Below are 20,443 nucleotides of genomic sequence, written 5' to 3'. Positions count from 1 at the left end.
AGCCCAGCGCACCCGTGACTGTTTCGCGGCTCGCTCCAGAGGTGGCGTGGGTCTGATCACGGTGGGTGCCAACGGGGTTGATCACCGGCACCCCGAGACTCCCGGTGGCCTGCATCTGGCCATCGACGCGGCGGTGCACGCGCCGCGCGCGCCATTTGACGACAGGAGATAGCGATGACCCAAACCGCCCAGTCCCCCGCATTGGCGGCCTCGCAGGCGTCATGGCGCTGCGTTCAAGCCCACGACCGCCAGGGGTGGCTCGCCTTGATGGCCGACGACATCGTCATCGAGGATCCGATCGGCAAGTCCGTGACCAACCCGGACGGCACCGGGGTGCGGGGCAAAGATGGTGTGGCGAACTTCTATGACACCAACATTGCGGCCAACCAGCTGTCGATCACCTGCGAGGAGACCTTTCCGTCGAGTTCACCCAACGAGATCGCCCATATCCTGGTGCTGCGCAGCAGGTTTGACGGCGGCTTCACCAGCGAGGTCCGCGGCGTGTTCACCTATCGCGTCAACGACGAGGGGCTCATGACCAACATGCGCGGATACTGGAACCTGGAGATGATGAAGTTCGGCAACCAGGAATAACTCATCCGATACGGCCGATTCCGGTGATGTTGCCCTGCATGATCTTGTTGTCCATCAGGACCATGCAGGCCGTTTGGATCGGATCACTGAGGATGGTGGTCGATTTCGGTTGCTGTAGCAGCACTCGACCGTTGTTCGGATCGATGACGGCAAACGCGAAGACGTCCAGCGGGGTGGTGTTGTCCAGGCCGATCCGCGTGATGGTGTAGATCAGGCCGTCGGCAATAGACAGGTGGGGCAACGCCGCACTGCGAGTACTGCTGTCCCACACGGTGCGACATCCGGTGGGCTCGACGTCGACCCGAGTCATTCCCCCGACGAACGGCGCGGTCGGGGGCACCGCGGGGCCCGCGCCCGCCGGCACCGCCGGATACGGGTAGCCGTAGGTGCTGGAGATGAACATGGACGTCCCGGCGCCGATGGGCGAGTTCTCACTGCCCGGCCCGCCTTGAGTCAGCACCGGCTGCTGGCAGATCAGGTTGCCCGTTCCGGACTCGTAGATCAACGCGTGCAGCACCAGCGGGTCAGCGTTGTCGACGATGGTCAGATAGTCCGCACCGGTGGGCCCGAAATAGGTTGGGGTGGAACCGGTGCCCCAGCTGAGTTGTCCCGGCTTGCGAGCCGGGCCGCGATCGTAGGGCTGCCGCCACAGCACCTGCGGATTGCCGACGCCGTCCAGGTTGAGCTCGTAGAGAGCGGCGGTGGTGGCCACGCCGACGCGGTTGGCCGGCGAGGCCGAGATGCTGTTGGCGACTTGCTCACCGGGGTCCAACTGAACGCTGGCGACACCACCGCCCACCTTGGCCACTCCGACCACGCCGCTGCCGGTGGCGAACCACACATTTCCCAGGTAGTCGGGGACCACACCCACGGACTGATCGCCGGCCGGGATGGCACTGGACACGTCGGTGGACTCGGTGATGTTCAATTGCCAGCAGCCCTTGCTGTCCTTGGCATGAGCGATACGCAGTAGGTGGTTGGTCCCGTCGATCATCACCAGCTGGTTGTTGTTGTCCAGGTAGGCATACACGCCGCCGAGCAGACCTCCTTTGGCGATGCCGAGGCTCGCCAGCGGTATGACATGTGGAACCAGGCCGCCGGGATCGATCAGATAGACGATGGGGGCCTGGATGATGTCGTTGGCGCACAGGGCCAACACCAATCCGTCAGTCCCCTGGGTGATGCTCGGACAGGCGGCCAGCAGCGGGTAGGCAAAGATCGGCGCCAGCCGCGCACCGGGGCCGGGGAGCGGGCCCCCGTCTGCCGATCCGGCGTCATTGTGCATGGACGCCAATCCATTCGGCGCCATGAACGGGTTGGGCGGGGCCAGCGGACCGAATGCGGCGGCGGCGTGCGTGGCGGGCGGGAAGACGGCGGACAGCGCCGAAATGGCACACGCGGTAAGCAATGCCGTGGGTATGGCGAGCACTGCCGCAGGAAACCGCACGTAGGTCCCCTCCCGTGTATTGGGTCACCGAGGATCTTGACGAACGCGGAAAACGACACGGCCACATCGGGTTAACGATTTTGTCTCGAAAAGACCTGTGACCAGTAACATGATGGTTGAGTTGTCCGAAAATCACTGTGCGACTGTAATTTCGGATATTTCGACCGGGCAGGTTCGGCGCTCCGAATGCCGCGCGCCACGGCAATCCCATCAGGCCAGAACGAATGAGATGTGCCCCTTGGCGCCCTGGATCCGGCCGGGAGAGCCGATGACGCACCGACCCGATGACGGACTACAAGGCTATGAAGTCCCGGCAGTCCTGCCCAAAAGTCGGCGCCAGGGTCCGGCCTGCGAGTAACCTCATGGCCACAGATTGCGCGAGGGCCGACGATCGGCACGCCTCCCTCGTGCTCTCGAGGAGAGACCCGTGTCGTATGTCGTTGCAGCGCCCGATTTTCTGAGCACCGCGGCCGAGGATTTGGCCGCGTTGGGGTCGGCGGTCAGCACGGCCACCGCAGCGGCCGCCCGATCCACGACTCTGCTGCTGGCCGCGGGCGCCGACGAAGTCTCCACCCACATTGCGGCGTTGTTCAGCACGCACGGCCTGCAGTATCAGCTGGCCAGCGCCCAAGCGGCGGAGTTTCACGAGCGGTTCGTGCTCACCTTGGCGGCCGACGCCAACACGTATCTGACCACCGAGATCGCCAACGCGCAGCGATGTCTGGCCGGCGCGATCAACGCCCCCGCCACGGCGCTGCTCGGGCACCCGCTGCTCGGCGCCGACCCGACGGCCTCGGCCAGCACCGCAGCCACGCCCGCCGGGGGTGCCTCGATGGCGCCCGCGGCGGCAGGCACCAGGATTACGGTCCCGGGGGCCGGACCGCTTTACTATCCGAGATTCCTCACCGAGCTGCCCTATCTGGGACAGGCACTCCTGCTGGGCATTCCGGGGCAGAGTTCGGCGTCGATCCTGCAGGGATATGACTTGATCAACCATGCGAACGGAGAAAACTGGTTCCCCGACACCATCGCTTCGGTCATCAACTATCCGGCCAGCATCGGCATCCTCAGCGGCAGTCTAGCCGCCCCCGACACCAACACGGCCGTCGCCATCGGAACGCGGATGCTCCATGAGCACATCATGAGCGCGGTGACCAATGGCAGCGGGTTGCCGGTGCACGTGGCCGCACTGTCACAAGGCACCATCGTCGCCAACCGCGAGTTGGCTTACCTGGCAACCGACCCCAACGCGCCACCGGCCCATGCCCTGGAGTTCGCCTTGTTCGGCAGCCCTGAGCTCGGTTTGGCGCACATCTACTTGCCCGATGGCCTGACCGTGCCGTTGATCAACTACACGGTGCACGGCCTGTCCAACACCCAATACGACGTCAGCGTGGTCAATGGCCAATACGACTTCTGGGGCAATCCGCCCGACCGGCCATGGAATCTCCCGGCCTGGGTGAACTCCCTGTTCGGGGCCGCCTACTACCACAACACGTCATCGTTCGCCTCGCTGTCGGACGCGGTCGAAGTGTCCAGCGTGACCACCTCGCTGGGAGGCACGATCACGACGTACCTGATCCCGTCCCCGACGTTGCCGATGCTGTTACCGCTCGAGCAGATCGGTGTCCCGGCGCCGATCGTCGCGGGCCTCAACTCGGTGCTGGCACCGATCGTCAACGACGAATACTCCTCGCTGACTCCCAACGCCGGCCCCTACTTCTCGCAAGGAGCGCTGGTCGGTCTGCCCAGCGCGGCCGATGTGCTGGGGTCCTGGCCATGGCCAGCGCTGGGGTCAGTGACGGCACACATATGCTGAACCAATGGCGTCGATCTTCACCAAGATCATCAACCGTGAACTGCCCGGCCGCTTTGTCTACGAGGACGACGACGTCGTCGCGTTCTTGACGATTGAGCCGATGACCCAGGGCCACACGTTGGTGGTCCCGCGCGCCGAAATCGATCAGTGGCAGACCGTGGACGGCGCGGTATTCGGCCGGGTGATGGAAGTCAGTCAGCTGATCGGCAAGGCGGTGTGCAAGGCGTTTGGCACCGAACGCGCCGGCGTCATCATCGCCGGGTTAGAGGTCCCACACCTGCACATCCACGTGTTCCCCACCCGCCACTTGAGCGACTTCGGTTTCGCCACCGTCGACCGCAATCCGTCACCGGAATCACTGGACGAAGCGCAAGCCAAAATCAAAAAGGCGCTATCGGAGCTGACCTGAATCGGTCTAACTGACCGGCTCGGTGAGTTCCACCGCCGCCCCGCTGACGCGCGGCAGCGTGACGCGAAAGCAACAACCCTCCCCCGGCGCGGTCGTCAGCGTGACATCGCCGCCGTGCGCCTTCACCAGGGAGTGGACGATCGACAGACCAAGCCCGGTCCCACCACTGGCGCGGGCGCGCGAAGAGTCGGTCCGGTAGAACCGCTCGAATACCCTGGCCGCGTCCTCCGCGGGCATCCCGGGACCTTTGTCGGCCACTTCCAGGACCGCGTTCTCGCCAGCCGTGCCGACCCGCACGGTGACGTCGGCGCTGTCGGGCGTGTGCTGCAGCGCGTTGCCGACGAGGTTGCTGAGCACCTGGCGCAACCGGGGCTCGTCGCCGAGCACCTCCGGTGTGCCCGGGCCCTCCAGGACTTCGACGGTGATGGCGCGCTTCCGGTCGATCGCCCGCGCATCGTGCACCGCATCGGCGGCAAGAACCAGCAGGTCCACCCGGTTGCGCTCCAGCGGCCGTTGCACGTCCAGGCGGGCCAGCGTCAGTAAATCGTCCACCAGCAGGCCCATCCGGCTGGCTTCGCTCTCGATCCGCGACAGCAACATGGCCACATCGCGCGCCGCGCCCTGGCGATACAGCTCGGCGAAGCCGCGGATCGTGGTCAGCGGGGTACGTAGTTCGTGGCTGGCATCGGTGATGAAACGCCGCATCCGTTCTTCGGAACTGCGTGCCTTTTCCGCCGAATCCTCCGACGCCGCCAGCGCTACTTGGATCTGGGACAGCATTCCATTCATGGCGAGCGAAAGCTGGCCCACCTCGGTTCGGGGATCACGTTCTGGCACACGGCGATCCAGCTGACCCGAAGCGATGGCCGCGGCGGTCTGCTCGACTTCGGACAGCGGCCGCAGGCTGCGTTGCACCACCGCGAAGCCGGCCAGGCCGACCACCACAAGTACCCCGGCCCCAATGCCGATCTGCAGCCAGACCAGCGACCGCACCGTGTGCTGAACGTCGGACAGATCGATGGCCACCGTCGTCAGGCCGCCCTGCGGCCCGTGCACCGAGACCGCCCGCCACTCGATGTTCGAGCCGTTCACCGAGGGCAGCGTCGTCGGATCCGAACCCACGTCGTTGTCGGCGGGCAGCGCCGGCTCGGCGTTGCGGTCGTTGATGGCCGTCATGGCCCGACCGTCGGGACTGATGCTGCGCACGTAGAACTTCGACGGAGGCCGAGCCGGGTCGGGGCCTTCAACGCTGGGCATCGAATGCCGCCAGGAGGCTTGCGCCCAGGTGCGCGAGGCTTCCAGCAGCGTCGAGTCGATCCTGCTGACCAGGCTGTGTCGCAGGATCGAGGTGACCGCCACGCCCGAGGCCAGCAGGCCACACAACACCAGGGCGAGGGTGGCCGCGACCAGACCCACCCGGAGCGGCACTGCGCGCGGAAGACGTTCGGCCATCGCGGCGCTCCTCCCTAACCTGCCGGGCTAGGGAGCACGCTCATCGCGGCTCCCGCAGCACATAGCCGACCCCACGCAAGGTGTGCAGCAGCCGCTTGTCGCCGGTATCGATCTTGCGCCGCAGATACGACACGTAGGACTCGACGACGTTGACGTCGCCACCGAAGTCGTAGCGCCACACATGGTCGAGAATTTTCGGCTTGCTCAGCACCGTGCCCGCATTGATCACGAAATAGCGCAACAAGGTGAACTCGGTGGGCGATAGCGACACCGGCTGGCCGGCCTTCCACACTTCGCGGGTTTCCTCATCGAGCTCGATATCGGCGAACGTAAGGCGGGAATTGCGCGGCTCTGCGCTGCCCTTGCCGGCGCGGCGCAGAATTACCCGCAACCGGGCAACGACCTCTTCCAGGCTGAAGGGCTTTGTCACGTAGTCATCGCCGCCCAGGGTCAGCCCCGCGATCTTGTCCTGCACCGAGTCCCGGGCGGTCAAGAACAGTGCGGGTGCATCGATGCCGTCGGCCCGCAGCCGCCGCAGCACACCGAAGCCGTCCATCCCGGGCATCATCACATCGAGAATCACCGCGTCCGGGCGGGTTTCCCTGGCCCGATCCAACGCCTGCGCGCCGTTGGTCGCCGTGTGCACCTCGAATCCCTGAAACTTCAGACTGACCGAGAGCAGCTCGACGATGTTGTCCTCGTCGTCGACAACGAGGATGCGCGCTTCTGGTGTGGTGGCCTCGCCCGGGGTTGTGGCTGTCATGACATTAATTCCTGCAACATGCAGCTGAAAGCTTGCTTAACGTTCATTGTGTACTTCCTGAAAGCTCGTTGAGAGTCAACTGCTAATAGTCTGCCAGGAATAGTCGTGCCTGCCCGAACCCGGACGCAATTATTGCGGCGCGTCGTGAATAGACTCACAGAATGAACGTCGGCCAAAGCCTGGTGGCCTTTGCCACCGCCCCCGCCCGCGCCGGTCTCGCCGCCGCTGAGGCCAGCCTCAACCTCGCGGGAGCCGCCGTCGGCCTGGCCAAGCAAGCGCTCGGCGAAACCAGCACCGATGCCGGCAACAACGCCATGGCCAGCGTGCTCGGCATCGAGGACGCGATCGTGCGCGCCAACCGGCTGGCCAAGCTGCTCGACGAGGATGCGCCGTTGGGGCGGGCGATCGCGCCCAACGGCCCGATGGACCGGATGCTGCGCCCGGGCGGGGTGGTCGACCTGCTGACCGCGCCCGGTGGTTTGCTCGACCGCGTGACCGCCGAGGGCGGCGCGATGCATCGCGCGCTGCAGCCGGGCGGGCTGGCCGATCAACTGGTCGCCGAGGACGGCTTGATCGAGCGGGTCCTTTCCGAGGACGGGCTAGCCGAGCGGTTGCTGTCCGAAGGTGGTCTGGTCGACAAGCTCACCGCCAAGAACGGGCCCCTCGAACAGCTCGCCGATGTGGCCGACACCCTGGCCCGGCTGGCCCCCAGCATGGAGGCGCTGGAGCCGGCGATCGAGACCCTGCAAGACGCCGTCGTCGCGCTCACCATGGTGGTCAACCCGCTGAGCGGCATCGCCGAGCGCATCCCGCTGCCGGGCCGGCGTCCCGCGCGCCGTTCGACCTCACGCCCGGTGCGCTCCCAGCGAGTGGTCGACGCCGACGAGTGAGGGGTTAGGCTGGCAGCGGTCTTACCGGCCTCCTTAGCTCAGTGGTAGAGCACTCGCCTTGTAAGCGAGCGGTCGTCAGTTCAATCCTGACAGGGGGCTCCACCTGGCGCCCGGCAGCAACCGCCTTGGGGGCAGCACCAGCCTCGATGGCCGGGTAGGGTCCATTGGCGAGCGCGCCATGGCGATCCAACCCATTGCCCAGTTGTCGGCACCCAGCCGCCCGGCACCGCTTCGACGCGCGAAACGGGGCCAGCCGTCATACGGTCGACGCACGGCACCCGGAGAGCAAAGGAGGTAACACCGGTGAAAGCGGTGATCATCGGTGCGGGCATCGGCGGCATGAGTGCCGCGATTGCCTTGCGCCAGATCGGCATTGACACCGAGGTCTATGAGCGTGTCACCGAGAACAAGCCGGTCGGCGCCGCCATCTCGGCGTGGTCCAACGGGGTGAAATGCCTCAACTACCTGGGACTCGACCAACAGACGGCACGGCTGGGCGGGATCGTCGAGACGATGAGCTACGCCGAGGCCCACTCCGGCGAGACCATGTGCCGGATCTCGATGCAGCCGCTCATCGAGCAGGTCGGTCAGCGCCCGTACCCAATCGCCCGCGCCGAGCTGCAGCAAATGCTGATGGAGGCCTACGGGATCGACGAGATCCATTTCGGCATGAAGATGGTCGAGGTCGCCAACCAGGACGGCGCCGCCACCGCGACGTTCGCCGACGGCACCATCGCGAGTGCCGACATCCTCATCGGCGCCGACGGCGCAAACTCGATCACCCGGGAATACGTACTGGGCGGGCCGGTCACCCGGCGCTACGCCGGCTACGTCAACTACAACGGGCTGGTGGAGGTCGACGAAGCCATCAGCCCCGCCAACGAGTGGACCATGTATGTCGGCGACGGCAAGCGGGTGTCGGCGATGCCGGTCGCCGATGACAGGTTCTACTTCTTCTTCGACGTGGTCGAGCCCGAGGGCCTGCCCTTCGAGAAAGGCACCGCGCGAGAGGTGCTGCGCGAGCAGTTCGCCGGCTGGGCACCGGGCGTGCAGGCCTTGATCGACAAGCTCGACCCGACGACCACCAACCGCGTCGAGATCCTCGACCTGGACCCGTTCCACACCTGGGTCAAGGGGCGCGTCGCCGTGCTTGGCGATGCCGCCCACAACACCACGCCCGACATCGGGCAGGGCGGATGCTCGGCGATGGAAGACGCGGTGGCACTGCAATGGGCACTCAAGGACAACCCCACCGACGTTGCGGCCGCGCTGGCCGCCTATCAGGCCAGCCGCACCGAACGGGCCGGCGATCTGGTATTGCGGGCCCGTAAGCGCTGCGACGTCATCCACGCCAAGGACCCCGATACCACCGCAGCCTGGTATGAGGAGCTGCGAAACGAAGACGGCACCAACATCATTCGCGGGCTCGTCGCCAACATCATGGGTGGGCCGCTCACTCCGCTGAGTTGATCGCCCGCCACACTCGGGCCGCGGTCATCGGCAGCCGGGTGACCCGCGCACCGCAGGTCCGGGCGATCGCGTTGGCCAGAGCCGGCGCCACCGGGTTGTAGGGCGATTCGGCCATCGATTTCGCGCCCAGCGGACCGAGTTCGTCGAAGGTGTCGGCGAAGTACACCTCGGTGAGGGGCACGTCGACGAACTGCGGAATGTGATAGTCGCGCAGCGTCTGGGTGAGCACCCTGCCGTCGGGGCCGATCTGCAGGTCCTCATACAGCGCGGAACCGATCGCCTGCGCCACGCTGCCCTCCACCTGCCCGCGGCACTGCTCCGGGTTCAGCACCACCCCGGCGTCGGCGGCCTGAACCGACTGCAAGATCTCCACCTGGCCGGTGTCGGTGTTGACCGCGACCCGGAAGGCGTGCACGTTGAACGACACCGACCGCGGTGTCCCGTCCTGGCTTCCCTGCCCGGTCAACGGCGTCGGCAATTGCCCGAATCCGACCAGCTGCTGCCCGCACCGCACGCCGTGCGGGCCCAGCACGCAGTCGGCTGGCGACGCGCCGGCCACCTCGGCCGCGGCGGCGATGATCCGGCTGCGCAACTGTTGGGCCGCGCCCAGCGCCGCACGTCCGGCGATCACGGTTCCGGCCGAGCCGAACGCCCCGGTGTCGTGCTCGACCACGTCGGTGTCGGACTGGCGGATCACGATCCGATCGCTGGTGGTGCCCAACGCCGTGGCGGTCAGCTGCGCGTGCACGGTGGTGGTGCCGTTGCCGAACTCCGAAGTGCCGACGCACAGCGTGTAGACGCCGGCGTCGTCGACCGAGATGTCGGCGGACGCGAAATGCCCGCCCGGGGGCAGCGTCGCGATCATCGCCAGGGCCATGCCCTCTCCGACTCGCCAGCCCGCGCCGTCGGGAGCCGGTCTCCCACCGCGGCGCAACGCGTCCTGGGCCAGGTCCAGGCATTGATCCAGCCCGTAGCTGCCGAACGTCAGATCGTTCTCGCCGGCATGGGCATCGACGAACGGGTCGCCGGGCACCACCACGTTTCGGCGCCGGAACTCGAACGCGTCGATGCCCAGTCGTTGTGCCAGGTCGTCGAGTGCCGACTCCACCGCGAAGACCATCTGGCCCACGCCGTAGCCGCGGAACGCCCCCGACGGCACGTTATTGGTGTACACGGCCTCGGCGTCGATGCGCTTGTTCGCACAGCGGTACACCGACACCGACTCGCCGCAACCGTGAAACAGCACACCCCGAGTGTGGTTTCCGTACGCCCCGGCATCCATCAGGGCATCGACCGCCAGCGCGGTCAGCACCCCATCCCCGTCGGCGGCCACGGTGACGTCGATGCGGTAGGGGTGGCGGCACGTCGCCCGGACGAACTCGTCGACACGGGTGAACTCGTAGCGCACCGGCCGGCCCAGTCTCAGCACGGCCAACGTCACCAGGTCCTCGGTGAGCATCTCCTGTTTGCCGCCGAATCCGCCGCCGACCCGCTTGGTGAAAACGTGCACCTGGTCGCGGTCCAGCCCGAAGACGTGGCACAGTTCGTCGCGGACCAGAAACGGTGTCTGGGAGCTGGTGCGGATCACCAGTCGCCCGCGGCTGTCCCGCCACCCGGTGCAGCCATGGGTTTCGAGGTGGGCCGGCTGCACTCGGGCGGTCTGCCACCGTCCGCGCACCACCGCTCCGCCGGAGGCCTCCGCGGCGGCAACGCCGGCTTCGACATCGCCGGTGCCGCCATGTAATTCGGCGACCACGTTGCGCGCCGGGTCGGCGATGCGGGCCTGGCCGCCCTTGTCGGCGTGCAAGAGCACCGCGCCGGGCGCCCGGGCCTGCTCCGGATCGAACACGGCCGGCAGTTCCTCGTACTCGATCTGGATCGCCCGGCAAGCTTTTTCGGCGACCGCCACGCTGTCGGCGACCACCGCCGCAACCCGCTGTCCGATGAAGCGCACGGTGCGGTCCAACACATAGGTGTCGTCGGGGTCGTCGGTGCGCATCTCGTGGCGCGCGGTGGAGAACGCAACGGCTGAGCTGTCGTGGTGGGTGAGGATCAGGTGGACACCGGGTATCGTCGCGGCCGCCGTGGTGTCGATCGAGGTGATACGGGCGTGCGCGAGCGGGCTGCCGAGCACGGCCAGGTGCAGCAGGCCGGCCGGCGCGTGGTCTGTGGTGTAGGGCTCGGTGCCGGTCACCACCCGCAGTGCCGCCGGTGCGCCGATCGAGCGCCCGGCGTCGGATCCGCTGGGCTTCTCGACGTTGACCTTGCCCTCCAGCGCGTCCAGGATCCCCCGGTAGCCGGTGCACCGGCACAGGTTGTCCTTGAGATGCTGTGGCAGATTGGCCAATTCGTCATCGCCGAAGGTCGACGCGGTGACCACCAGACCGGCCGTGCAAAACCCGCACTGGAAGGCGGCCGCCTCGGCGAAACGGCGCTGCATCGGGTGCAGGTCATCGGGGCTGCCCAGCCCGGCCACCGTCGTGACGGTGCGGCCCGCCGCGCGAAATGCCGGGAACACGCACGAGTGCACCGCGGCGCCGTCGACCAAGACCGAGCAAGCGCCGCAGTCACCGGCATCGCAGCCCATCTTGACTTCGAAGTGGCCGTGCTCGCGCAGGAAGGTGCGCAGACATTGCCCGGCCGCCAGGGTGGCGTCCAGGTCGGCTCCGTTGACGGTGAACCTCATGCCAGCTCGGCCAGGATCTGCTCGGCCAGCACCAGGCTCACCGCTGCCCGCCAATCGGGATCGCCGTGTGCGTCGCGGGTCCAGGCGCCATCGGGTATGCCGGCGTGGGCGGCGCGCAGCTCGTCGGTGCCGGGCAAGGTGGGGAACTCGAACACGAAGGGGCGCACGGTGGCCGCCGTGATCGACAGCACGAAGCCGCCGCCGTCGGACTCGGCGCCACGGCGGCCGATCACCACGATGCCGGAGCGCCCCAGCGCGGACGGGGCGAGCTTGCGGAAGGCGGTCCGGGCCCGCAGCGCGGCGGCCGGCAGGTGAAAGGAGCGCAGCACGTCGCCGGGCACGAGCACGTTGGCGGCCTGTCCGGTGACGAACTCGGCGACCGGCAGCGTGTAGTCGTTGCCATCGGCGCACCACACCGTCACGCGCGCATCCAACGCGGACAGCAGCGAAATCATGGCGCCGGCCGGAAAGGACAGGCACACATTGCCGCCGATGGTGGCGGTGCGCCAGATCTTGGCCGACGCCAGCATTGCGGTGCAGCACTGATACAGCAGCGCACCGGCCGTCCAGTCGGCGGGCAGCCGCCCCGACAGCGTCGAGATCTCGGCAAGTGTGCACGTTGCGGCCAGGTCAATACCGTTGTCGCCGAACGCTATCGGCTGCCAGCCCAGGCCGGTGATGTCGACCAGGCGGCGGATGTGTGAGTTCGGTTCGGAGAACAGCCAGGTCCCGCCGGCGAGAATGGCGTCGGTGGGCTCCAGCGGCCAGAGTTCGTCGCGGCGGCTGGGGGTATTGACGATTTCTACGGAGTTGAGATCCATTAACTCCCCCGGTATGTCGAATACGCGTACGGCGACAACAACAGCGGCACGTGGTATTGGGCGTCGACGTCAGTGAGGTCGAAGGCGATGACGACCTCGGGGTAGAACCCGGCGGTGCCGCTCGCGGCGAAATATTCGCCGGTATCGAAGCGCAGCCGGTAGATCCCGGCGGCCAGTGTCGCACCGAGCGACTTGATCCGGCCGTCATGGTCGGTGCGGCCGCTGGCAAGAGGTGTTCCGGCAGCGTCGGTGAGTTCCACGGCGACTCCGGCCGCGGGTCGACCGCTCACGGCGTCCAGCACATGTGTCGAAAGGCTCATGGGTTCACCATGCCAGGCCGGTAGCCACGCGCGGCGCTCACGCGGGCTCACGCAGGAGCCGCTGCAGCCGCAGCCGGTTGATCTTGGCCAGTTCGCTGCGCATCACCCGGCGTTCGGTTTCCGGGTCGTTGTCGAGCCGGTCGGTGAGCGTCTCGAGCAAGTCCTCGGCGGATCGTCCGGTGGCGCACACCAAGTAGACGTAACCGAACTTGTCCTCGTACTTGCGATTTTTTTCGGCGAGTTCGGCGCGCACGGCCTCGCCGGCTCCGGCGACTAGGGCCTGCTCACGCGCCGAGGACGCGTTGTCCGCCCTGGCACCGATGCGCGGGTGGCCGTCCAGCGCGGCGTCGATCTCGGCCTCGGGCAGCTGGGCCAGTACCCGGTCCGCGCGGTCCAGCAGCGCATCGACATCATCGAACGGCGCGCCGGCCAGCACCCGGCGCGCCCAGATCGTCGTCGAACACACGCCGAACAACAGGTGCATGCGTTGGCGATCCGTGAGGCGATTGAAGCCATCAAGGCCCAGGGCAGGCTTGGTCATCTAGTGCAGCTCGTTGAGTCGGCTGAGCCTGACCGACGCAATCGGGTTCGCGTCGGCGACCAGATCGCTGAACCGGTAGTTGGCGATCTTGGCCGCCTCGATGAGGGCGTACGCCCTCTCGGTGGCGGGGGAATTGTCCATCCGCGACCAGCCGTTCTTGAGCACTCGGTCGAACCGCTCGGTCTCGCGGGCGCAGATGATCAGCGGGAAGCCGAAGTGTTCGCGGTAGGCGCTGGCAAGCTCCACCACTACGTTGTGATCCCGCTCGTCGAGATTGGATAGCGACACGTGGTCGACGGCCAGGGCGCGTCCGGTCTCGTCCTCGGCACCCAGATCGTGAAACGCATTGAGTAGCTCCATCTGCTGCTCGGAGGACCCGGTGAGCACCGCGTCCTGGAACGCCTCGCGAAGCGCGGCGGTGCCGGCGAACGGCCGGTGCTCGTAGGCACGGTCGATCACCCAGGGGACGTCCTGCACGACATGGCCGAACACTTCGGTGAATCGCTCGCGGGTCATCGCGTTGACCTCATGGAGGGTAATCGAGCCGCCGCCGGCCACCCGTGGCCCATGCGAGCCGGTGTGAAAGAACACGATGTTGAGCACGATCGCGGCGACGGCACCGATGCTGATGCCGCTGCCGAAGATCAGGTCCACGCCCGACGGCATCGACTCGGCGATGTCGGGATAGGACGTCACCCACAACGCCAGCGCCAGGCTGGTGGTCACGATGATGAGGTTTCGGTGGTCGGTGAAGTCGACCTTGCCCAGCGTCTGGATGCCCACCACGGCGACGGTGGCAAACAGCGTCAACGCCGCCCCGCCGAGGACCGGGCTGGGGACCGCCGAGACGACCGCGGCGACCTTGGGCAGGAACCCGAGCACGATCATCACCACCCCGGCGGCGGCGACCACCCAGCGACTCTTGACCCGAGTGAGCCGCACCAGCCCGACGTTCTCGGAGAACGCGGTGTAGGGAAAGGAGTTGAAGATTCCGCCGATCACGGTGGCCAGTCCGTCGGCGCGCAGCACGTTGCCGATTTGGGCGGCCTTGATGCGCTTGCCGACGATCTCGCCGGTGGCCAGGGTCGAGCCGGTCGACTCCACCGAGGTGATCATCAGCACGATGATCATCGTCAGGCATGCAACGAAGTCGAATTTCGGCATACCGAACACGAACGGCTCGGTGAATCCGATAACCGACGCCTCGTCCACCTTGGCGAAGCTCATGTCGCCCAGGCCGTAGGCGACCACGCAGCCCACGATCAAGCCGATCAACACCCCGATGGTGGCCATGAAACCACTGAACACCCGCTGGATCGCCACGATGATCGCGATCGTTCCCAGCGCGTAGAGCAGCCAGCGAATGTTGGTCGGGTCGTGCTCGCCGGTGCGCGGATTGGTCACCGCGTCGCCGGCGCCCACCGGCACCAGGCACAGCCCGATGATGGTGATCAGCGTGCCGGTGACCACCGGGGGAAAAAATCGCAGCAGCTTGGTGAAGATCGGGGCGATCAGGATGGTGAACAAACCGGCGACGATCACCGCGCCGTAGACGTAGAGCAGGCTGGGCGTTCCGCCGCCATGGGAAAGTCCGATGGCGATAACCGGCGACACCCCGGCGAACGCCACGCCCTGCAGCAGGGGCAGCCGCACCCCCAGGGCTCCGGCGTTGTTGATTAGCAGGCTTGTGAGCTGGGGAATTGTGGATTGAGGAGGTCTAGGCGGCGGTTGGCGGTCAAAGCGGTGATCCGGCAGGCTTCGGCGATGTTGTCGGCGCCGTTGAGGCGGTGCAGATTGATCGCGGTGTTGCGTAGCGTTGCTAGGACCTGTGCGCCGTTTCCGGTATGTGCCCTTTGACGGTCTTCGTCGAAGGTGACGTCGCGTATCCAGTGCAGGCTGTTCTCGATTCCCCAGTGTTGACGCATCCAGGTCATGATCGCGGTAGGGCGGGCGTGCTCGAACGGCAGGCTGCAGATGGCATAGACCACCTCCACGCTGCGCTGGTCGGTGGCGGTGATCAAGCGTTCACGAGTGATCCGGATGATTTGTTTTGCGTAGGGGAAGCCGATTCCTCGTGCAGCGGTGATGATTTGCAGGGTGCGGGTCTCGACACGGCCGTGGCCGCGGGAGTCGTCGGTAGCGGCTGCGGGCACCTCGGCCCAGGGCAGCGCGGTGATACGCGCAAGTATTTTGGCTTGGTTGGACTTGACGATCATCAGGTAGTGCGACTTCAAGGTGGCGCAGATCAACTTCGCGGTGACGACCTGGGTATGCATCGCATCCACGGTGACCAGCCACCGCAAGCTACCCGGCAGCAGCGTGAGCAGGGCACGTACGCAGGGAATTTCATTGCTTTTCTCGGCGACAGCGAGTTGACCGAGCACCAATCGGGCACGGTGGGCGAACACCGACACGAGATGCGTGGCTGTCGCTTTGGCGCGTAAAGCACCACGCAGCATCTTGCCGTCCAACGCGATCGGCACCAATCCACTGGGGTCGCTGCTGGCCACGTGTGCAGTGAAGTAACTGCCCATCCTGGCGTTGAGGTCGGCGGGGTCTAGCCGAGACAAAACAGCGCGGAAGGTCTTCTCACTGGGCCGCCGGAACCGGACCCCTAATTGGGCCAACACATCATCGGGAGCGGTGGCCGCCCATGTGGCAAAACCAGCATAGCCGCGCATCCCCGCGGCAGTGGCCAGAACCGCGATCGCCAACAAAGCCATCAGCGAATACCTCCGACCGCGTGGGTCCCTCGGGTCTGGCACCGAGGCCAACACATCGAGAAACTCCGATCCGATGAGCTCGCTGCGCTCACCAGGACTCCAGCGGTCGAACACCTCTGGAACCGACGACACAGGCAATACTGAAACGGTAGGCACGGGCAACTCCAGACCAACGACGAACAGTAACCAACTCGATCGTTCTCCAGATAGCCCGTGCCTACACTCCGGCCCCAATAGCGCGGCACCAAAGATCATCAACCCAGCTCACAAGCCTGCTAATCAACAACGCCGGAGCCCTGGCCGCACCCCGATCTTCCAGAAGCCGACGGACTGGATGATCGAGGCGACGCCACAGGTGAACAGGTCCGCGGTGATCAGCTTGACCAGGTCCTGGTGGGGCAGGTCGATCGCGTTGGCAATGATGATCGGCACCACGACCGCCCCGGCGTAGAAGGCGACGACGTGCTGAAAGCCGTAGGTCGCCAATTTGGGGATCGGCAGTACCTCGTCGACCGGATGAACACGTCTGACCGGGCTTGTGGGGGAGCCGACATGCCTAAGACAATCCTTGAGATCCGTCGCTCGCGCACGTCGAAATGCCGGAAACCGTGCTAATTGGGGCGTCTGCGGCAGGTCACTGCTTGGCCATGGCAATGTTGAACCGGTCTTCGGCGGTGATCAGATGGTCATGGCTGCCTGCACCGAGATCGATCTGCACCCAGGCGATGGTGCCGCTGAAGGCGTTGCCGGTAGGGCCGTAGTCGGGCGAGGCGGGCGATCCGGTGTCGCACCCGACGTCACAGGCCTCATCGGCGGAAAACGCCATGGGTTGGGTGCGCTCGACCCGTCCCTGGCCCACCGCTTTGCCGTCGTAGAAAAGCGTGACATCGCCGCCCCTGCCCAACCCGCCGCCGTCGTAGCCGAATTCCATCCGGACCTGGTGCTTGCCGGTGGGGATCGGCTTGGTCGCGGCCACCATGTAGTGGTCGATGCCGAGGAAGTTGTAGCAGTACTTGAGCCTGCCCTCGTGGGCGTACAGCGTCCAGCCCCCGGCGCTGCCGCCCTGGGTGATGAGCACTCCGCTGGCCCCGCCCGTTGGCACCTCGACTTCGGCGGTCACCGAGTGCGATTTGTTCTTGATCGTCAAGACGCACCATTCGCTGACGCGCATCCCGTCGAACAGCAGCTGGCTGTTGCCCCGCACCAATTGCGGACGGCCGGCGATGTCGGGGTTGATCCGCTCGAAGCCGCGGTCATCGAGCGGCACAACGTTGTACTTGGTGGCCTCGATGAGCCAAAGCCGCTGCAGCTCGGCGAGCTTGGCCGGGTTCTGCGTGGCCAGATTGTGCGCCTGGGTCCAGTCACCGGGGGCATACAGTTCCCATACGTCGTCGTCGAACGGCGGTGGGGCGTCGGCTTTCCACGGGGTGCGGTGTTTGGTCACCGCGGTCCAGCCCTGGAAGTAGATGCCGCGGTTGCCCGTCATCTCGAAATATTGGACCTCGTGGGTTTCGGGCGCCGCGGCATCGCGCAGCGTCGACATCATGCTGACGCCTTCGAGGGGCGCCTGGGCTATTCCGTTGACCGAATGCGGTGCCGGCAAACCGGCCGCCTCCAGGATGGTCGGCGCCACGTCGATCACGTGGTGGAACTGGTTGCGCATTCCCCCTTGCTCGGTGAGGCCGTTGGGCCAGTGCACGACGGTGCCGTTGCGGGTGCCGCCCCAGTGCGAGGCGACCTGCTTGGTCCACTGGTAGGGCGCACAGAGGGCATGCGCCCAGCCGACGGCGTAGTGGCTGTAGGCGTCCGGGGTGCCGAAATCGTCGGTCTTGGACAGCAGGAACTCCGTCGTCTCGATCCCGGGCAACCCGTTGAGCGTGGTCATCTCGTTGAAGCAGCCGTTGATGGTGCCCTCGGCCGAGGCTCCGTTGTCGCCGATGATGTAGTAGATCAGCGTGTCGTCGAGGACACCGACGTCATCGATGGCACCGACGAGGCGCCCCACCTCATGGTCGGTCTGCTCGAGGAACCCGGCGTAGATCTCCATCTGCCTGGCCAGCACCGGCTTGAGTTCGTCGGGCATGTCGTCCCAGGCCGGGATCTCGTCATGGCGCTTGGTCAGCTCGGCGCCATCGGATACCACCCCGAGTTCCTTCTGCCGGTTGAGGGTCTTCTCCCGCAGCGCGTCCCAGCCGTCGTCGAACTTGCCCCGGTACTTGTCCGACCACACTTTGGGCACGTGATGCGGGGCGTGGGTCGCACCGGGTGCGAAATACATGAAGAACGGCTTGTCGGGCATCAGCGCCTTTTGCTGGCCTACCCAGGTGATCGCCCGATCCGCCAGATCCTCGGTCAGCGTGTAGCCCTGCTCCGGGGTCTTCGGCGGTTCTACCGCCGTGGTGCCCTCGTACAGACCCGGGTAGTACTGATTGGCCTCGCCGCCGACGAAGCCGTAGAAGTACTCGAACCCCGAACCCGTCGGCCACTGGTGGAACGGGCCCATCGGGGTGGCCTCCCACCCCGGCACCTCGTGACACTTACCGAACTGTGCGGTGGAGTAGCCGTTGAGCTTCAAGGTCTCGGCCAGCGGTGCCTTCTCCTTGGGCCTGATGCTGTTGTTGCCGGGCGCCGAGGTGGCCATCTCGGTGATCGCGCCCATGCCCACCGAGTGATGGTTGCGCCCGGTCAACAGCGCTTGCCGGGTTGGTGAGCACAAGGCGGTGGTGTGGAAGCGGTTGAGTTTGAGCCCGCCGGCCGCCAGCCGCTCGGCCACCGGGGTGCGACACGGTCCGCCGAACGCCGACGACGCGCCGAACCCGACATCGTCGATCAAGACGATGAGCACGTTCGGCGCCCCCTGTGGCGGGCGCAGTTGTTTGATCTGTGGGTATTTGGTGTTGGGGTCCTTGGCGTCGTAGGTGGTCAATCCCACGTGCTTGGGGTCGGGGATGGGCAGGTGCTCACGGGCCAGATGCGGCTCGCGGTGCGCGTCTGAGGCGTCCCCGGTCGACGATTTCTTGGCTGGGGTCTTCTTCGCCGCCTTGGCCATCATGACCTCCTTGTCAATTGGCTTTACTGCCTTGCTAACTCGCGCAGCCGCTGCCTCACTACCCTGCCACGCCCCCATCGAGCGGGGACTGTTATCGCCAGTTCGGTTTGCTGGGCCGTTGTGCCGGGAGCACGACGAGATTAGATTTCGTCGACATGGAGCCCAGGTGGCCACCGTTTCAAGAGCCGAGCGCTCGCCGGGTATGGCAGCAGGTGCTCAGGCCGCTAGCCGCCGAAATGCAAACGTGCGCAACCCAGCTGGCGCGTGACATCGTTGACCGATACCAGTCCGAGTTGCCGAGCATCGTTCCTGATCCGCCCGCGGTGGCCGACCAACTTGCCAGCGTCGAAGCCAGTGTCCGCCAAATCGCCGAGTGCATCGACTCCGGGGAGGGGCCGCGGCTGCTCGATCTGACGCCGGCCACCGCCGCCATCGGTCGCTCTGGAGTGCAGCGAAACATTGCGCTCAATGACCTCTTCCGCTCGGTACGGATGGCCCAGGAGCGAACGTGGCAATGGCTGTTCGACCGGATCACCGCGAGTTCGGCGGCTACCGATCACGACCGGGCGCTCGACCTGGCCACCAACTGGCTGTTCGGTTATGTCGACGTCGTCCTGATTCGGGCCGAACGGCTCTATGAAGTTGAACGCGAGGCCTGGTTGACCGGTGCGGCCGCCGCACGCGCGGCGGCGGTCGAGGACATCCTCACCGAACGTGAAGACGATGCGCAGCGGGCTTCCACCCGGCTGCGTTACGACGTCAACCGTCACCATGTCGGCGTCAGCGTGTGGCGCGACGTGACCCAGGACGCCTGCGCCGGCCCGGTGACGCTCACCGAGGCACTGACGCAGCTGACCCGTGCCATCGCGGCCCAAAGCGTCCTGGCCCATCCGGCCGGTTCGAAGGCCATTGCCGGCTGGCTGAGCCGACCGCAGGCATTCACCGCTGCGGAGCTGGATGTGGCCAACATCTGTAGCGACATCCACCTACCGCAGGACGTCCGGGTCGCCATCGGTGAACCGGGTTGGGGGATAAGCGGTTTCCGTCGCACCCATGTCGAGGCGTCGCACGCGCAACGGTTCGTCTCATTGCTCGGGGATCGCGCTGAGGTGGTGACCTGCTACCGCAACGTTGCGGTAGCAGCCCTGGCCGGCACGGACCGCGGGCACGCGGTGGCATTCGTCAGACGCGTCCTGGGCCCTTTGGCCGCCAACGATGAGGGGACGTATCGGATTGCCGCCACGCTTGCGGTGTATCTCGAGGAAAACCGCAGCCCGGCCAAAGCCGCGCAACGACTTGGGGTGCATCCCAACACGGTCAGCTATCGAGTCCACCAGGCCGAGGAATTGCTTGGCCGCACGATCGACATCGGCGCCCTTGATCTGTCGGTCGCGCTCGCACTATTGCCCGCAATGCGCGCCATGACCCAGCGCAGCGGTGGCGAACTGTGATCCTGGCC

Annotated in this window: 15 protein-coding genes, 1 tRNA gene and 2 pseudogenes; 7 read left to right on the top strand and 11 right to left on the bottom strand. The window is 66.2% G+C overall.

Translation table 11 applies throughout. The annotated features are described in order from the left end of the window. The first annotated feature begins 174 nt into the window (after window positions 1–174). The gene (locus SHTP_RS02545; RefSeq protein ID WP_011738796.1) at window positions 175–594 is read left to right on the top strand and encodes a ketosteroid isomerase family protein; all 420 of its coding nucleotides are present in this window, start codon (window positions 175–177) and stop codon (window positions 592–594) included. 1 nt (window position 595) lies between these two features. Here the strand turns inward: SHTP_RS02545 and SHTP_RS02540 are convergent, their stop codons facing one another. Next, window positions 596–2,041, bottom strand: a complete 1,446-nt coding sequence (locus SHTP_RS02540; protein WP_096369676.1) for a hypothetical protein — start codon at window positions 2,039–2,041, stop codon at window positions 596–598. A gap of 427 nt (window positions 2,042–2,468) precedes the next feature. Here SHTP_RS02540 and SHTP_RS02535 point away from each other — a divergent pair, with 427 nt between their 5' ends. Both SHTP_RS02535 and SHTP_RS02530 read left to right on the top strand, forming a co-directional pair. Continuing rightward, complete coding sequence (locus SHTP_RS02535; protein ID WP_096369675.1) at window positions 2,469–3,860, top strand: PE-PPE domain-containing protein; 1,392 nt, start codon at window positions 2,469–2,471, stop codon at window positions 3,858–3,860. Window positions 3,861–3,864: 4 nt separating this feature from the next. Beyond that, window positions 3,865–4,269, top strand: a complete 405-nt coding sequence (locus tag SHTP_RS02530) for an HIT family protein (RefSeq protein WP_011738794.1) — start codon at window positions 3,865–3,867, stop codon at window positions 4,267–4,269. 6 nt (window positions 4,270–4,275) lie between these two features. Here SHTP_RS02530 and SHTP_RS02525 read toward each other — a convergent pair whose 3' ends face one another. Beyond that, a complete protein-coding gene (locus SHTP_RS02525; RefSeq protein ID WP_096369674.1) occupies window positions 4,276–5,721 on the bottom strand; it encodes a sensor histidine kinase in 1,446 nt (481 codons plus the stop codon). 40 nt (window positions 5,722–5,761) lie between these two features. Beyond that, on the bottom strand, window positions 5,762–6,484 hold the full coding sequence (phoP, locus tag SHTP_RS02520; RefSeq protein WP_096369673.1) for a two-component system response regulator PhoP: 723 nt from the start codon (window positions 6,482–6,484) through the stop codon (window positions 5,762–5,764). 161 nt (window positions 6,485–6,645) lie between these two features. Here phoP and SHTP_RS02515 point away from each other — a divergent pair, with 161 nt between their 5' ends. The 3 genes from SHTP_RS02515 (at window position 6,646) to hpxO (ending at window position 8,844) form a co-directional block, all read left to right on the top strand. After that, window positions 6,646–7,374, top strand: a complete 729-nt coding sequence (locus SHTP_RS02515; protein WP_096369672.1) for a hypothetical protein — start codon at window positions 6,646–6,648, stop codon at window positions 7,372–7,374. Window positions 7,375–7,401: 27 nt separating this feature from the next. After that, window positions 7,402–7,476, top strand: a tRNA-Thr gene (locus SHTP_RS02510). 201 nt (window positions 7,477–7,677) lie between these two features. Next, on the top strand, window positions 7,678–8,844 hold the full coding sequence (gene hpxO / locus SHTP_RS02505; RefSeq protein ID WP_096369671.1) for an FAD-dependent urate hydroxylase HpxO: 1,167 nt from the start codon (window positions 7,678–7,680) through the stop codon (window positions 8,842–8,844). Here the strand turns inward: hpxO and SHTP_RS02500 are convergent. The 8 genes and pseudogenes from SHTP_RS02500 to SHTP_RS02465 all read right to left on the bottom strand — a co-directional run bounded on the left by SHTP_RS02500 (window position 8,828) and on the right by SHTP_RS02465 (window position 18,984). Beyond that, complete coding sequence (locus SHTP_RS02500; RefSeq protein ID WP_096369670.1) at window positions 8,828–11,530, bottom strand: molybdopterin-dependent oxidoreductase; 2,703 nt, start codon at window positions 11,528–11,530, stop codon at window positions 8,828–8,830. The two genes, hpxO and SHTP_RS02500, sit on opposite strands and share 17 nt — an antisense overlap. After that, a complete protein-coding gene (locus SHTP_RS02495) occupies window positions 11,527–12,351 on the bottom strand; it encodes an FAD binding domain-containing protein (protein WP_015357323.1) in 825 nt (274 codons plus the stop codon). The genes SHTP_RS02500 and SHTP_RS02495 overlap by 4 nt, the downstream gene beginning before the upstream one ends. Beyond that, window positions 12,351–12,671: a hydroxyisourate hydrolase gene (gene uraH / locus SHTP_RS02490; protein ID WP_096372283.1), complete on the bottom strand. Its 321-nt coding sequence runs from the start codon at window positions 12,669–12,671 to the stop codon at window positions 12,351–12,353. The genes SHTP_RS02495 and uraH overlap by 1 nt, the downstream gene beginning before the upstream one ends. A gap of 37 nt (window positions 12,672–12,708) precedes the next feature. Further along, window positions 12,709–13,212: a 2-oxo-4-hydroxy-4-carboxy-5-ureidoimidazoline decarboxylase gene (uraD, locus tag SHTP_RS02485; protein ID WP_012396476.1), complete on the bottom strand. Its 504-nt coding sequence runs from the start codon at window positions 13,210–13,212 to the stop codon at window positions 12,709–12,711. Beyond that, window positions 13,213–14,871, bottom strand: a pseudogene (locus SHTP_RS02480) (solute carrier family 23 protein); the annotation flags it as partial. Window positions 14,872–14,888: 17 nt separating this feature from the next. Continuing rightward, window positions 14,889–16,091, bottom strand: a complete 1,203-nt coding sequence (locus SHTP_RS02475) for an ISAs1-like element IS2404/ISMul1 family transposase (protein ID WP_420811867.1) — start codon at window positions 16,089–16,091, stop codon at window positions 14,889–14,891. 144 nt (window positions 16,092–16,235) lie between these two features. Further along, a pseudogene (locus SHTP_RS28340) lies at window positions 16,236–16,436 on the bottom strand (solute carrier family 23 protein); the annotation flags it as partial. Between the two features lie 133 nt (window positions 16,437–16,569). Continuing rightward, a complete protein-coding gene (locus SHTP_RS02465) occupies window positions 16,570–18,984 on the bottom strand; it encodes an arylsulfatase (RefSeq protein ID WP_096372281.1) in 2,415 nt (804 codons plus the stop codon). A gap of 236 nt (window positions 18,985–19,220) precedes the next feature. Here SHTP_RS02465 and SHTP_RS02460 point away from each other — a divergent pair, with 236 nt between their 5' ends. Continuing rightward, window positions 19,221–20,435, top strand: a complete 1,215-nt coding sequence (locus tag SHTP_RS02460; protein WP_096372280.1) for a PucR family transcriptional regulator — start codon at window positions 19,221–19,223, stop codon at window positions 20,433–20,435. Window positions 20,436–20,443 lie beyond the last annotated feature (8 nt).

It is taken from the genome of Mycobacterium ulcerans subsp. shinshuense, from assembly GCF_002355775.1.
GTDB classification, from domain to species: Bacteria; Actinomycetota; Actinomycetes; order Mycobacteriales; family Mycobacteriaceae; genus Mycobacterium; species Mycobacterium marinum.
This window is presented reverse-complemented; position numbering and strand designations above follow the sequence as displayed.